General features: G+C 38.9%; 16 protein-coding genes. All 16 read left to right on the top strand.

The features are described from left to right. The first annotated feature begins 10 nt into the window (after positions 1–10). On the top strand, positions 11–841 hold the full coding sequence (locus JFV29_RS22135) for a transporter substrate-binding domain-containing protein (protein ID WP_201186394.1): 831 nt from the start codon (positions 11–13) through the stop codon (positions 839–841). Between the two features lie 33 nt (positions 842–874). Further along, the gene (locus tag JFV29_RS22130; protein ID WP_201186391.1) at positions 875–1,519 is read left to right on the top strand and encodes an amino acid ABC transporter permease; all 645 of its coding nucleotides are present in this window, start codon (positions 875–877) and stop codon (positions 1,517–1,519) included. A gap of 15 nt (positions 1,520–1,534) precedes the next feature. Beyond that, the gene (locus tag JFV29_RS22125) at positions 1,535–2,272 is read left to right on the top strand and encodes an amino acid ABC transporter ATP-binding protein (RefSeq protein WP_053347481.1); all 738 of its coding nucleotides are present in this window, start codon (positions 1,535–1,537) and stop codon (positions 2,270–2,272) included. Positions 2,273–2,301: 29 nt separating this feature from the next. Next, complete coding sequence (locus tag JFV29_RS22120; RefSeq protein WP_053347480.1) at positions 2,302–2,748, top strand: OsmC family protein; 447 nt, start codon at positions 2,302–2,304, stop codon at positions 2,746–2,748. 877 nt (positions 2,749–3,625) lie between these two features. Continuing rightward, complete coding sequence (gene nikA / locus JFV29_RS22115) at positions 3,626–5,155, top strand: nickel ABC transporter substrate-binding protein (protein ID WP_201186389.1); 1,530 nt, start codon at positions 3,626–3,628, stop codon at positions 5,153–5,155. Beyond that, positions 5,156–6,100, top strand: coding sequence for a nickel ABC transporter permease (gene nikB, locus JFV29_RS22110; protein WP_201186387.1), 945 nt, complete (start codon positions 5,156–5,158; stop codon positions 6,098–6,100). A 62-nt stretch (positions 6,101–6,162) separates the two neighbouring features. After that, positions 6,163–6,939: a nickel transporter permease gene (gene nikC / locus JFV29_RS22105; protein ID WP_446728272.1), complete on the top strand. Its 777-nt coding sequence runs from the start codon at positions 6,163–6,165 to the stop codon at positions 6,937–6,939. After that, positions 6,936–7,736, top strand: a complete 801-nt coding sequence (locus tag JFV29_RS22100; protein ID WP_342366581.1) for an ABC transporter ATP-binding protein — start codon at positions 6,936–6,938, stop codon at positions 7,734–7,736. Before nikC ends, JFV29_RS22100 begins: the two co-directional genes overlap by 4 nt. Continuing rightward, positions 7,733–8,497, top strand: a complete 765-nt coding sequence (locus JFV29_RS22095) for an ABC transporter ATP-binding protein (RefSeq protein ID WP_201186383.1) — start codon at positions 7,733–7,735, stop codon at positions 8,495–8,497. Before JFV29_RS22100 ends, JFV29_RS22095 begins: the two co-directional genes overlap by 4 nt. 100 nt (positions 8,498–8,597) lie before the next feature. Then, positions 8,598–9,935 carry an MATE family efflux transporter gene (locus JFV29_RS22090; RefSeq protein ID WP_201186380.1) on the top strand — a complete coding sequence of 446 codons (1,338 nt, stop codon included), beginning with the start codon at positions 8,598–8,600 and terminating at the stop codon, positions 9,933–9,935. Continuing rightward, positions 9,913–10,734: a nicotianamine synthase family protein gene (locus tag JFV29_RS22085; RefSeq protein ID WP_201186378.1), complete on the top strand. Its 822-nt coding sequence runs from the start codon at positions 9,913–9,915 to the stop codon at positions 10,732–10,734. The genes JFV29_RS22090 and JFV29_RS22085 overlap by 23 nt, the downstream gene beginning before the upstream one ends. Positions 10,735–10,991: 257 nt before the next feature. After that, entirely contained in the window at positions 10,992–11,891 is a 900-nt protein-coding gene (locus tag JFV29_RS22080; RefSeq protein WP_201186376.1) for an ABC transporter ATP-binding protein, read from the top strand. Next, positions 11,884–13,134, top strand: a complete 1,251-nt coding sequence (locus JFV29_RS22075; protein ID WP_201186375.1) for an ABC transporter permease — start codon at positions 11,884–11,886, stop codon at positions 13,132–13,134. The genes JFV29_RS22080 and JFV29_RS22075 overlap by 8 nt, the downstream gene beginning before the upstream one ends. A gap of 352 nt (positions 13,135–13,486) precedes the next feature. Further along, entirely contained in the window at positions 13,487–13,891 is a 405-nt protein-coding gene (locus JFV29_RS22070; RefSeq protein WP_201186374.1) for a DoxX family protein, read from the top strand. Between the two features lie 7 nt (positions 13,892–13,898). Continuing rightward, positions 13,899–14,744 (top strand): VOC family protein, encoded by an 846-nt coding sequence (locus JFV29_RS22065; RefSeq protein ID WP_201186373.1) that lies wholly within the window; start codon positions 13,899–13,901, stop codon positions 14,742–14,744. Positions 14,745–14,795: 51 nt separating this feature from the next. Next, entirely contained in the window at positions 14,796–15,482 is a 687-nt protein-coding gene (locus JFV29_RS22060) for an FMN-dependent NADH-azoreductase (RefSeq protein WP_057214588.1), read from the top strand. Positions 15,483–15,625: the final 143 nt, after the last annotated feature.

Genomic DNA, 15,625 nt, shown 5'->3' with positions numbered 1-15,625 from the left:
ACAGATTATTATGAAGAAAAAATATTCATACCTTATATTGGTATTATTATTAGCATTTACTTTGATTTTAAGTGCTTGTGGTTCGAAAGACGATAAGGCAAGCGAAAATAAAGAAAGCAGTGCAGATTTATTACAACAAATCAAAGATCGCGGAACACTTAAAGTAGGGCTTATGGGTACATATCAGCCATACAATTTCTTGAATGATAAGAAAGAGATGGATGGATTTGATGCTGATATCGCGAAAGAAATGGCCAAGCGTCTTGGAGTGGATGTTGAATTTGTTTCTCAAGAATTTTCAGGTATGGTGGCAGGATTACAAACAAAAAAATTTGATGCAGTTATTAGTCAAATGACCATTACTGATGAACGTAAAAAACAAATGGACTTTACGGAACCGTATATCACTAACCATGTGAAGGTAATCGTTCAAGAAGATAATAACTCGATTAAGTCTGTAAAAGATTTCAAAGGCAAAAACATTGGAGTGGGGCTAGGTACTAATGACGAAACATATCTTCGTACAGAGCTGCTTCCAGAGGTGGGGGATTTTACAATTAAAACATATGATGATGTTATTACATCATTAAAGGATTTGGACTCTGGAAGAATCGATGCAACCATTAATAATATGTATGCGTTGAAACCAGTTGTAGAGAGTAATGGATTTAAGATCAAAGCAGTTGGTGAACCGGTTAAATCTGATAAAGCAGGAATCGCGATTCGTAAAGGCAATGAATCATTATTGAAAGAATTGAATAAACATCTAGCTGATATGAAAGAAGACGGCACATATAATGAGATTTTTGTGAAATGGTTTGGGGAAGAGCCAAAAGAATAAACCTTTAGTAGTAGAAAGGATACAAGCAAAGTTATGGATGTTATTTGGGTTAACCTACCATTTTTATTGAAGGGAGCGTATTATACGCTCCTTATCACCATTATTTCAATGTTTTTTGGATCGATTATTGCTGTGGTTGTGGCGGTAGCAAGACTAAAAGGTAATAAGTTTATTAGGTGGATGGCTCGTGCATATGTTTCCATCATAAGAGGTACTCCCACTTTGGTCCAAATTATTATTGTGTATTATGGACTGGCTGATTACGGATTAAATCTTCAACCACTAACAGCGGCTTATATTGCGTTAAGTATTAGTATCGGGGCTTACCTGTCTGAAACATTACGCGGGGCGATTCAATCTATCCCTAAAGGGCAATATGAAGCGGCATATGCTTCTGGAATGACGCCATATCAAACGATGCGCAGGATTATTTTCCCGCAAGCGATTCGGGTGGCCATTCCGCCAGCAGGCAATACATTTATTGGGATGTTAAAAGAGACATCACTTGTCTCCGTTATAACGGTTACCGAATTATTGCGTTCAGCTCAATTATTAATCGCTCAATACTATGTGTACATGCCATTTTATTTAGCAATTGCGCTAATGTATTGGATCATGAGTACAGGATTTTCCTTTGTCTTGGAAAGAATTGAAAAACGGTTATCAATATATGACTAAGTATGGTGAAGTAGAATGATAAACATCAACAACCTATCGAAGAGTTTTTCAACATTAGAAGTGTTGAAGGATATTAATTTACAAGTGAACAGCGGCGAAGTTGTTGTGATTCTTGGACCGAGTGGTTCAGGTAAAAGTACATTGCTTCGATGTATAAATGGTCTCGAAGAATTAACGAGTGGAACTATTGAAGTGAGCAACATTGTCGTTGATGCGAAAAAAAGTCATAAAGAGCGCAATAAACAAATTAAAAAAGTCCGTCTTCATACGGGAATGGTTTTTCAACAATTTAATTTATATCCGCATAAAACGGTATTGGAAAATGTTATCGAAGCACTGTTAATTGTGAAAAAATGGTCGAAAAATGATGCAGAGATAAAAGGGGAAACGCTGTTAAAAAGAGTAGGTTTGATTGATAAAAAGGATGTGTATCCTTCACGATTATCTGGAGGTCAGCAACAAAGGGTTGCGATTGCAAGAGCACTTGCCATGGAACCGGATATCTTATTGTTCGATGAACCAACGTCTGCATTAGATCCAGAGTTGGTAGATGAGGTGTTGGCTGTAATTAAAGAACTTGCTCAAGATGGAATGACCATGGCTATCGTTACACATGAGATGACTTTTGCTCAGGAAGTTGCTGATCGAATCGTCTTCATGTCAGATGGTGTCATTGTTGAAGAAGGTCCCCCAGAGGAATTCTTTTCACAACCACAAACCGATCGAGCCAAGAAATTTTTGAAGAAAATGTAGTTAATATAAGGAGAGCTGGAGGAATTATTATGAAAGTAGTAACAAAATGGAATGGCCAGCGTGCTTTCACAGCTGTTGGAGATTCAGGTTATGAAGTAAGTATGGACGCAACTCCTGCATATGGAGGCGAAGGTAAAGGATGTACACCAACTGAAATGCTGCTGGCTTCTCTAGCTGGTTGCATTGGAATTGATGTCACGATGATACTGAAACCTTATTTGTCATCTGTGGACAAGCTTGAAATTGAAACAGATGGCACGAGAAAAGAAGAATTGCCAAAAGGATTCACATCCATTGTTGTGACTTTCATCATTGATGGGCAAGTGGACAGTAAACGAATCTGGAGGGCAATTAATCTGGGCAAAGAAAAATACTGTGCGGTATCAGATTCTTTGAAAGCCGATATCTCATTCCGGCTGATTTTAAATGGGGAAGAACAAGCAAAAATAGTTACTGATCAGAACCAAGGAGAATAAATACTTTTAACTTTTCAAAGGCACTGTGGAGAAATCTCTACGGTGCTTTTGTTGTTTTTAAGGAAAAAGAAAAAGGATATTTCTTAGGAATATAAATTTAATGCTTGTAAATAGTAATCATTACGTTTTATAATGAGAGACAGTCAAGACATCTATAGTGATAATTCTTGAACAAAAAGGATTTTTTTATAATATAAATCGTAATTATTTTGATTTGTGTGATGAAGGGGTCTTTTTATGTTGAGAATATAGCTCTTACTTGAATTTGGTGCTTTTACTCGTGAGTTTAGCTTAGCGCATTTACTCGTGAGTTTGGTGCATTTACTCGTGAGTTTGGCGCATTTACTCGTGAATTTGGTGCAGTTACTCGTGAATTTAGCGAAGTTACTCGTGAGTTTAGCACTTTTACTCGTGAGTTTAGCGCATTTACTCGTGAGTTTGGCGCATTTACTCGTGAGTTTAGCGCATTTACTCGTGAGTTTGGTACTTTTACTCGTGAGTTTAGCGCATTTACTCGTGAGTTTGGTACTTTTACTCGTGAGTTTAGCGCATTTACTCGTGAATTTGGCGCATTTACTCGTGAATTGAGTGCATTTACTCATGGGTTCATACTTTAACTCGAGTTTAGTCCTCTTACGCGTAAGTTTGGAGAAAGGAGAAGCAGGGAGGAAGGTAGAAGATTATCCAATCCATACATAGTAAGGAACCTATAAACAAGGGATAATTTGAATGATTTCTGATTGGAGAAATCTCTCACCAGTAATATCAGGAAATTATTGCCTGGCAAATCATGATAGTAAAACCATGATTTAAATCGTAATTAATACGATTTACAACAACTGATATAAAACTAAAAATATTAATGGAGGATTATCTTATGTTCAGGAAATACAAATCATTATTTATTCTATTTCTAACAGTCTTTCTTTTGGTAGCATGTTCTTCCGAGACTGCAAAAGAACAAGAGAAAAAGAAAAAAGAAGTGAATTTACTTTTTAATTTTGCCACTAGCTCGCTTGATCCAAATGTTGATACAAGTTATGTGTCACTGCGTGCAGGAATTACTGAAACTTTGGTACATCTCAATGATAAGGACTTGACTATTGAGCCTTGGCTTGCCAAGAGCTGGGATAGTAAAGATGGACAATTATGGGAGTTCAAGCTAAGGGAGGGAGTGACGTTTCAGAATGGAAAACCTATGGATGGCGAGGCGGTAAAGGCATCTTTAGAGAGGGCGATGAAAGATAGTCTAGCGATTAAAAATGCCTTGCGCATTGATTCGATAGAAGCAAAAGGAAATACCTTAATGATTAAAACAGAAGGTCCCTTTCCGGAGTTCCCATCTGAATTAGTTCATCCAAACACATCGATTATTGACGTAAAGGAAAGTGACTATATAAACAAACCAGTTGGGACAGGCCCATTTGCCGTGTCGAAATTCACACCAGGAACTGCAGTGGATCTTAAGCGGTACGATTCTTACTGGGGTGGAGCCGCGAAACTGGAGAAAGCCAGATTTTCGTTTAATGAAGATGCCAACGCGCGCTCGCTTGCACTTGAATCAGGAGATGCTGATATTGTCTTCCGTCCAGAAGTTGAAAGCCTAGGAAATTTAGAAGCTATAGATGGGGTAACTGTGGAGTCCACATCTACTTTCCGTGTACATCAAATGACGATGAACTTAGAACGGAAAGCGCTGCAAGATATACACGTTCGTAAGGCTATAGATGCTTTGATAGATCGTTCATCCATTGCGAATACGATTTTACAAGGTCATGCAGAAGTTGCCACAGGACCTTTTCCATCTACGTTCTCATTTGCTCCAGACTATCCAAAAAAAGAGAACGGAATGGAAGCGGCTAGAGAATATCTTGAAAAAGCAGGATATAAGAAAGTACATGATGTTATGCAAAAAGACGGCAAACCGCTTTCGTTTACGCTTCTTACTTACAGTTCACGTGCCGATTTACCGTTAATCGCTCAAGTATTTCAATCGGATGCTGCGCAGTTAGGAATTGATGTGAAAATCAAACAGATTGAAATCCCGGAAGAGTATATGGCTGCCAATCGGGATTGGGATTTAACAACGTACAGTAATTTAACGGCACCGCGCGGAGATGCCGGTTACTATTTAAATGCAACGTATCATCCAAATGGCGCCTTAAACTTCAGTGGTGCGGATGACGATCACTTGACGGCACTTATTGACAAGTTAAACGTAACGGTTGGGCAGAAAAAACGTTCAGATTTAGCTGAAGAAATTGCGATGTATGTGGATGAACAAGTATATAACTCATTTATTTTACATCCCAACACACTTGTTGCATATAACTCCAATAAAGTTGAAAACTGGATCACTTCGCGAAGTGAATACTACATGCTGACGAATGAACTGGATGTGAAGTAAATGTTCCGCATTCTAGGCCGGCGATTTATCGAGGTTGTGATTTTTATCCTTGTTATTACATTTATCAGCTTTCTTTTTGTGCGGCTCGCTCCAGGCGATCCGGTACTATCAATTCTTCAAGTGGATGATGTATCGATCACAAACGAGCAAGTCTATGAGCTTCGTGAAGAATTGGGATTCAACGATCCGTTGCTTGTACAGTATGGTCATTGGTTTGCGGACTTTGTTCAATTAGATTTTGGAAATTCCTATATTACGAATCAGCCTGTGATGAAAATGATTATAAGCGGTCTGCCAGCGACACTTGAACTGTCAATGGGTGCTTTACTTGTCATGCTTAGTATAGCTATTCCTTTAGGATCGCTTGCTGCTTTATATAGAGGCAGTTGGATTGACCAGATAAGTCGTGGAGTCTCATTATTAGGCGCAGCTATCCCTAGCTTTTGGCTGGGACTACTTTTGATTGATTTATTCGCGGTGAGATGGGGGGGATTTCCAACAATGGGGAGGGACGGATTCATTTCAATGGTCTTGCCGTCGGTTACTTTGGGCCTTGCCATTACAAGTGTATACGTCCGCTTGCTGCGTTCGAGTTTGATTGACTCGCTTAGTCATGAATTTATCAGAGCCGCCCGGTCAAGGGGGATTTCAGAAATACGTATCTTCTTTGCCCACGCATTTCGCTATAGTTTACCGCCGGTCATTACCGTATTCGGTGTTAGCCTTGGCAGCTTGATCGGCGGGGTCGTCGTGGTTGAAGTGATTTTTGCTTATCCTGGTATTGGGAAGATGGTCGTTGACTCTATTCGGTCTCGTGATTATCCAGTCATCCAAGGATACATTTTAATTATGGCTATCATTGTATTTATGGTAAATAGCGCAGTGGATTTAACTTACCGATATTTGAATCCTGAGCTAAGACTAAAGGAAAGGAATAATAGTTGATGGAATTAGTGTTCAGAAAACAAATCAAAAGACGATGGAAAGCTGCCGCTATTTATACAACGATGGCTTTTGTGTTTGCTGTTGCAGCGAACACCTTTCTTGGCCTGAAGCATGATCCGCTACTAGTCAATCTGGCTGAAAGATTATTGCCAGCAAGCTTAGAACATCCGCTTGGCACGGACCACTTAGGGCGTGACGTATTAACGCGTCTGCTGCTTGGTACAAAGCTGACGGTTGGCTATGGGCTCTTATCCTTGTTAGTTGCTGTTATAATCGGCGTCCCGTTTGGGGTGATTTCTGGATTCAAAGGAGGTCTGATCGATCGAATTTTCATGCGTATTGCAGATGCTTTTTTATCGTTTCCAGATACGATCGTAGCTATTGTGTTGAGTGGTCTATTAGGTCCGGGAATTGAGAACCTGCTGTTGGCCATTGTTGTAGTGAAATGGGTGAACTATGCTCGGCTTGTGCGCAGTACGGTGATTACTGAGCGTCAGAAAGATTATGTGACGGTAGCTAAAATTAATGGAGTTAGTTCCTTCCGAATTATGCGAAAACATCTATTTCCGCACCTTATTGGGAATGTACTCGTACTGGCAAGTCTCGATTTAGGGAAAATCATCTTACTCATATCTTCCCTGTCTTATATTGGACTCGGTGCGCAGCCTCCAGCACCAGAATGGGGAGCGATGCTCAATGACGCCCGTCCTTACTTTCAATCCAATCTGTTTCTGATGATTTATCCCGGACTTGCTATTGGATTTGTCGTTCTTTTATCAAACTTACTCGGTGATTATTTGCGTGATAAATTTGATGTGAAAAAGGAGGTGGAATCGTGAGTATTTTAACCGTTAATCATCTATCTGTTATAGGAAAACAAAATAGGATTGTCAAAGATATTTCGTTAGACATCCATAAAGGAGAGTGGTTCGCACTTGTTGGTCAAAGTGGTAGCGGCAAAAGCATGACAGCCATGGCAATCGGACAGTTGCTAGCGCCAAATCTCCAAGCAAAGGGAGAAATATGGTATCAAGAAAAGAATTTATTAACGCTGTCTTCCTCTGAAATGCGGAAAATTCGCGGAAAGCACCTAGCTTATATTTTTCAAGATTACCAAGGGTCATTTACTCCATTTCTTACCATTGGACAACACTTCGAGGAGTATCAGCGGACGCACCTTAAACTGTCTAAAAAAGCAAGACGGCAGCAAGCTGTAGAAGCGCTTATTTCCGTTGGCCTTTATGAAGATATCTATAGAAGATATCCGTTTCAATTAAGCGGGGGGCAGCTTCAACGTGTGTCCATTTCGATAGCCCTGCTGCTTAAACCAGATATATTGATAGCAGATGAACCGACTACTGCTTTGGACAGTGTATCTTCTTTTAAGGTTTTGCAATTGTTATCCCGGCTGCAAGTAGAGACCGGCTGTGCAATTTTGTTCATTACCCATGATTTGCGTCATGTGAAGAAATATGCGAACCGAATTGCTGTTATGAAAGAAGGAGTAATCATAGAAACCGGTAATAAAAATCAGGTGCTGAATCATCCGCAGCACGCTTATACAGATAAACTGATTCAATCATTGCCATCACTTAGAAGCAGGAGTCCATTAACACTTGAAGGAGTGTCAGGATGAGTTTATTAGAAGTGAAAAATGTCCATAAAACGTACGATAACGGTGTGGAAGTTCTTAAGAACGTGAATTTTAGCATGGAGAGGAAAGAGTGCCTAGGTTTAGTAGGAGAGAGTGGGTGCGGGAAGAGCACGCTTGCTCGCTGCATTTTACAGATTGAATCTATTAATAAAGGTATGATCATGTTCGAGGGGACGCCTCTGCAAAACAAAAGCGAGCGCAATTTAAAGCCGTACCGAAAAAACATCCAAGCGGTTTTACAAAATCCTGCTTCAGCGTTGAATCCAAAACTAAGGATAAAAGATTCGCTAATAGATCCTTACCTGCAATACAGCAGTCAAGCTAAGATGAAACAATTTCAGTATACAAGTGAAGAAAACTTTGTCGCACAGCTATTAGAAGCTGTAGAACTTCCAACGGGGCTTGCTGAACGATTTCCGCATGAACTAAGTGGAGGACAGAAGCAGCGGGTGACCATTGCACGCGCTATTAGTATTGAACCAGCGCTTATAATTTTAGACGAACCGGCTTCAAGTCTTGATGTGCTATCACAAGCAGCCGTATTGCGTTTGTTAGATGAACTACGAGTGACGTTGGATATTTCATATCTTTTTATTTCTCATGACCTGTCGGCTGTGCATGAGATGAGTCAAAAAATCATGGTGATGAAAGAGGGTGCCATTGTTGATTCATTCGAGAAGGAAAACCTCTTTTCTATGGACCGTCATTCATACACACAAGAATTATTAACAATGTTTGAATGATGAAGAACATCAGGAGAACCGCTCTATCTGTTTAAAATATAAATCGTAATGATTTCGATTAATGGCAGATAAGGTTTTGAACCATAAGGGGGGAAATGCGGTGAATCACCGATCATATCTAGCCTTAGCCATTCCTCTGACCATTTCGACGATAACGACACCTCTAATAGGTGCGGTGGACACGGCAGTAGTGGGTCAGTTACCCAATCCGGCTTATTTGGGAGGTGTAGCTGTAGGTACGATTATTTTTAACACCATGTATTGGCTGTTCGGCTTTTTGCGAGTGAGTACATCTGGATTTGCTGCACAAGCACTTGGTGCAAAGAATGAACAGCAAGGAATGTTAGCCTTTATCAGGCCGTTATTAATAGCGATTGCGGTAGGAATAATTTTCATTTTGCTTCAAGGTCCGATAGAACATGTTTCATTAACCTTGATAAACCCGGACACTGACGTTCACTTATATGCCTCTGAATACTTCAGCATTCGAATCTGGGGAATTCCATTTACTTTAATGAATTACGTTATCTTAGGATGGCTAATGGGGATGTCCAAAATCAAGGTTTCGTTAGTGCTACAAGTGTTTATGAACCTCATGAACATTGTTCTTGATTTGTTGTTTGTCCATGTTTTCGCATGGGGTGTATCTGGAGTAGCTATAGCGACTCTTCTATCAGAGGTAACAGCCTTTTTCATTGGGCTATTTATTATTTGGAAAGCGACGCCCTATCGAATTAAAATGCCTCCCTTTAAAGAGATGATTGACCCGTTATCTTTTAAAAAAATGATGGCGGTGAATCGAGACTTATTTATCAGAACGCTCTGTTTGCTAACTGTTTTTAATATCTTTACGGCAAAGGGCGCGTCATATGGAACGGAGATATTGGCAGCCAATGCCGTCCTTATTCAAATTCACTATATAATGGCTTACTTCTTTGATGGGTTCGCAAATGCCTCTAGCATTCTTGTTGGAAAAGCCATTGGTTCGAAGGATAAGCACTTGTATAAGAAGACCCTTATGTTGTCCTGGCAGTGGGGGGGCCTATCCTCTCTAATGATTGCTGCCAGTTACTATTTATTTAGTGATTACATCATTTCACTATTTACACGCATACCTAGTGTCATTGATTTGGCAAATGATTATGGAATCTGGCTTATTTTGTTTCCTCTTTCGGCAAGTGTAGGCATCGTTTTCTATGGTGTTTTTACAGGGGCTACAGAAGCTGCACCTATTCGGAACTCAATGATTTACTCCTTAATTGTTTTTTTAATAACCTTATATATCTTTGTGCCTTCGTTTCAAAACCATGCGTTATGGTTGGCCTTTACTGTATTTAGCTTAGGGCGTTCAGTATTTTTAGCACTGTATATACCACAGTTAAGTCATAAATTATTTCCTAAGAGGAGTGTTAGACATGAAGACAATCGAATTAGCTAGAAAACAAGAAAAAATCATTAATACATATACAGAAACATATAAAATCTTACTAGCAGAACAAGATTTATCACCAAATAATGAGATAATTAATCACGTTTTATCTGAACTAGTTGCCACTCTTTCTAAACCAATAGATCAATCCATAGCAGAAGATATTCTTAACGATAAGGAGATTAAATCAATTAGGGGAACCATGCTTGAAAAGCTGACGATTGCCGAAACCTTAATGGAGGATTACTATGCCAAATTATTTATTGGCAAGGTGAATTCCTTAGATGACTTTCGTTCATTTATTTATTGGGATAACTACAAAGAACTGATCAAAACAGAAATACATGAACTAAAAAAAGTAAAAAATGATTTTCATTCGTTCGCATTTATAGGAGCGGGTCCTTTACCTTTAAGCCCTTTACTGCTTAAACAAGAATTGGGTTCAAAAATGACCTGTCTCGATATTGATAAGCAGGCTTATACATATGGCCAGGGTTTCATACAAGATTTAGATATTGATAGGAACTCAAGCTTTATTTTAAAAGATGGTGCTCTACATGATTATAGTGGATATGATCTTATCTGGATTGCCAGCCTTGTTCCTAATAAAGAGGATATTTTAAAACAAATATTTGAGACGAATCCAAAGGCTATAGTGGCCATTCGATCGGTGGATGGCATACATCAATTATTATATGAACAAGTCGATGCAACAAAGTTTCACAAAGTGGCATGTGAAGAAGTCGGCAGAACTATTGCAGATTCTTTCATCATTAATTCAACAATATTATACACATACAAACAGTAAACCCATCAAACGAGATCTGTAGCAAGAAGAGGAAAGGAATTTTTTTCTTAAGATTCATAGAAAAAAACGGGAAGTGTCAAAAGGTTGTCTATGCGGCAGTCGTTTGGGGTTAAATATTGGAACTTTATTTATGGATATTTGCATATAATTACAAACGGAATGGTGGCGGAGAGATGTTCTTGCTCCTCAAGGGTGGTTGTAATTGGAAAAGTTTTCTATTAATATGGAATATGAATAATGTGATAGGAGGTTGTACATTGGCTTTACAAATCAAAGAAATCACAAAGAAATTTGGAGATTTCACAGCTGTTAATAATCTAAATTTCACTATCCCCGAGAAAGAAATGTTTGGTTTTTTAGGAGGGAATGGTGCAGGGAAAACAACCACGTTTCGTATGATACTTGGCTTGCTTGACCCAACCGAAGGAGAAATAGTTTGGGATGGTAAGAAAATCGATTATACGACCAGTTCATTAATTGGTTACCTTCCTGAGGAACGCGGACTATATCCAAAGCTGAAGGTGCGTGATCAGATTGTATATTTAGCTAGATTAAGAGGCATGAGAAAAGGAGATGCATTGAAAGAGTTAGAGTATTGGCTTGACCGTTTTATGGTGCCAGAGTACATCGATAAGCGTGTTGAAGAGCTTTCAAAGGGAAATCAGCAAAAAATTCAGTTGATCGCTTCCATGATTCATAAACCGGAATTGCTTATTCTTGACGAACCCTTTAGCGGACTAGATCCTGTTAATGTGGAAATGCTGAAGAAGGCGGTCATCGACTTGAGGGACAGCGGTACGACGATTGTTTTCTCAAGTCATCGTATGGAGCATGTTGAAGAGATGTGTGAGCATCTTTGCATTATGCATAAAGGATCCCCCGTTGTGGCTGGGAAATTGAAAGAAATTAAGCGTTCTTTTGGCAAAAAGAATGTGTCAATTAAAGCTGATTTTGATTTATCTTTCTTGGATACTTATCCTGGTGTAACAAAAGTTAAGAACACGATGGAAGGGAAAATTCTTCAAGTCACTGGTGAAGATGTAGCTGAGAGCATGATTCGTGATCTTGTTCCAAAAGGGTTCGTTCGAAAATTCGAATTGGAAGAACCATCGCTGACGGATATTTTCATTGAAAAAGTAGGTGCAGTCTATGAATAAATTTTGGATTGTTCTTTCCCATACATATCTATCAAAATTAAAAACGAAATCCTTTATCATTTCTACAGTCATTATGATGGCATTGATTCTTGTTCTTACAAATATTTCGAAGCTTATTGATACATTCGATAGTGAGGATCAGGAAAAGGTTGCTGTTATCGATCTGACTGAAGATAGCTTATTTGATTCTTATAAGACTGCGGTAGCAGGTGTGAACGATGAGCTCTCGATAATATCCGCCCAAGATGAAAAGGAAGCGGATGAAATGGTTAACGCAGAAGAAATCGTTGGGTATCTTTTGATCGAAAAGGATGACAGCCTAGGTTTTAAGGGAACGTATAAAGCGAATCAAATTTCAGATTCAATGGTAAGTAATGATTTGCTTCTCGCACTTACCCAATTGAAAAGCCAAATCACAGCGAATGAATTGAAATTGACAGAGCAGCAAATCACTAAATTGAAGACGCCGCCAGCCTTTGAAACGATTGCACTTCAGGAGAATGCAAAAACAGAAGAAGACCTCAATCAAGCCCGTGGTCTTGTGTATGTGCTTTTATTCGTCATTTACTTCGGTGTGTTGATGTATGCAACGATGATTGCAATGGAAGTAGCCACTGAAAAAACATCAAGGGTCATGGAAATCCTGATTTCAAGTGTCCCGCCAGTCACGCAGATGTTTGCCAAAATAATGGGGGTAGCTTTGCTTAGTCTTACACAAATGATTTTATTTTTTGGATTGGGTTATTTATCAATTAAGCAAAACTTGACAGGTATGAATGAAGGATTTTTCGCATTTTTTGGTTTCGGCAGCATCAATATCTCAACGATCATTTATGCGATCATCTTCGCATTGCTTGGTTATCTTCTGTACGCGACACTTGCGGCTTGTCTTGGGTCCGTTGTCAGCAAAATTGAAGATGTCCAGCAAATGATTTCACCGATGACCATGCTTGTTGTCATTGCCTTTATGATTGCGATGTTTGGACTAGGGAATCCTTCAGCTAGTTATATCACCATTACATCATTCATTCCATTTTTCACTCCAATGATTATGTTTTTACGCGTAGGAATGCTTGATGTCCCTTTCTGGGAAATCGCAATAAGCATTGCTGTATTGATTTTAACAATTATTTTACTTGGTATTATCGGAGCGAAAATCTATCGTGGTGGAGTCCTGATGTATGGAAGCTCAAAATCACTAAAAAGCATCAAAAATGCATTACAATTATCAAAGAAAAATTAACCTTAAAACCTGAATCCCTCACTTTTTTTTGAGGTATTCAGGTTTTTTTATTTTTTTCATGATTTATGAGTTCAGCTCCTAAAAACCCTTATGACTTTTTCTAAGGAATAAGTTTATTTACTTCTACTATTCCTTCCTTCATATGTACTGACACTTATTATCTCCAATAAGATCCCAACTAATTCAGCTGTTCTAGACAAGATAGTCCTTCGAAATTCATTCGATATATTGAAAGATACATAGGGGGATTTGTTAAGTTTAATGTAAGTCTATAAAACTTACTTGACAATATAAGCTTATGAAAATATAATTACTTACATAAAGTAACCAATAAAAAAGGAGAATAAATAACATGAATAGAAATGAAGCTGGTCAAGTTTTTTTACGGATAATTTTAGGTCTTACTTTTTTCATTCACGGAGTTTCAAAGTTTCAAGGTGGAATAGGTAACACGGCAGGCTTCTTTGATAGCCTCGGAATTCCTGGGTTCATGGCTTATGTGGTAGCATTTATCGAATTAGTCGGAGGTCTTGCAGTAATAGTTGGCTTTGGAACACGAATCGTTTCTATCTTGTTTGTCGTTATTATGCTGGGTGCCATTTTCACTGCTAAATTACCTGCTGGATTTCTTGGCAATGGACAAATGGCAGGATACGAGCTGGACTTAGCACTGCTTGCTATGTCCGTTTATCTTGCATGTGCAAATCGCTCGCTTTTTTCTTTAGATAATAAACTCTTAAATAAAGAAGGGAAGTAACAATATGATGGGGGAATTTCATCAAAAGCCCGTTACGTTTGTTAGGGAAGTTAGTATTAATGTCATGCATTTGGATAATGCCATCAGGTTTTATCAAGATATCATAGGTCTCCAATTATTGAAAAAAACGGATCGCAAAGCTGTTTTAACAACAGATGGTAAAACCCCGTTGCTTACGCTTGAGCAGCCCGCTGATGTAATTCCAAAAGAAGGAAGAACAACAGGCTTATATCACTTTGCTCTTTTGCTGCCAACCCGTGCTGACTTGTCGATCTTTTTACGCCATTTACTTCAAACAGAATACCGGTTTGGAGCTTCGGATCATGATGTAAGTGAAGCGCTGTTCATTACTGATCCGGATGGAAATGGCATTGAAGTCTACTGGGACCGTCCATCTTCTGACTGGAAATGGTCAAATGGAGAAGTTGCGATGGGAACGGACCCGTTAGATGGAAACAGCCTTCTGGCAGAAAGTGACGCCGAGTGGAACGGACTGCCTGCTGGTACGTTAATGGGACACATTCATTTACATGTAGCGGATCTACGAAAAACAGAAGAGTTTTACATGTTGGGTCTTGGGTTTACTATTGTGAATCGATTCGGAGGGGCTCTCTTTACTTCAACCGGCGGATATCATCATCATATCGGATTAAACACATGGAATGGCGTTGGCGCTCCTGCTCCAAAGAAAAACAGTGTAGGGCTCAACTGGTATTCACTTGTTTTTGCAGATGAAGAAGCGAGAAACAAAGTGATTGAAAAACTAAACAAAATTGGTGCTGAAGCTACAAAAGAAGACGGTTTTTATGTCATCACAGATCCGTCAGGAAATGAGATTCATTTAGTTATCTAAAGCCTTTAGGGTTGGAACTATAGTATATTCAGAAAGCATTGGTGAGAAAAAATGGGATTTTTCAGTAAGTTATTTGGAAATAAAGATACAAGTGCAGAGGAGAATAAAAAAATGACAAAAGTATTATTTATCAAAGCAAACGATCGTCCAGCAGACCAGGCAATAAGCTCAAAAATGTATGATACATTTGTAAAAACTTATAAAGAAGCGAATGGTACGGATGAAGTGATTGAGTTAGATTTATTTAAAGAAGAGCTACCGTACTATGGTAATACAGCGATAACTGGGATGTATAAACGAAACCAAGGTTTTGAACTGACACCTGAAGAAGAAAAAGCAGCTAGTTTAGTTGATCAATATTTAAATCAATTCCTTGCTGTGGATAAAGTAGTATTTGCTTTCCCTTTATGGAATTCAACGGTACCTGCTCCGCTAATCACGTACCTTTCTTATTTGGCTCAAGCTGGTAAAATGTTTAATTATACAGCGGAAGGTCCTGTTGGATATGCTGGTGATAAAAAAGTCATGCTTTTAAACGCTCGTGGCTCAGATTATTCCTTAGAAGGAATGGCTTCTGCTGAAATGGCTGTAAACTTAGTAAAAACCATCATTAGCCTATGGGGCATCAAAAATCCAGAAGAAGTGGTTATTGAAGGACATAATCAGTATCCTGATCGCACGCAAAAAATCATTGCGGATGGTTTGGAAAACGTTGCAAAAGCAGCTGAAACATTCTGATTGTGAAGTGAAAAGAATAGCAGGCAATGGAAGGCCCTCACTATCAATCGGGGCCTTCAGACTGTAGACAAATTCGTAGAAAGCGAGTTTGCCTGCAGTTTTTTTATTGAAAAACGTTTCAGTTGATTTCAGAAATCCGCACC

It is taken from the genome of Peribacillus sp. TH16 (genome assembly GCF_016651095.1).
GTDB classification, from domain to species: domain Bacteria; phylum Bacillota; class Bacilli; order Bacillales; family DSM-1321; genus Peribacillus; species Peribacillus butanolivorans.
This window is presented reverse-complemented; position numbering and strand designations above follow the sequence as displayed.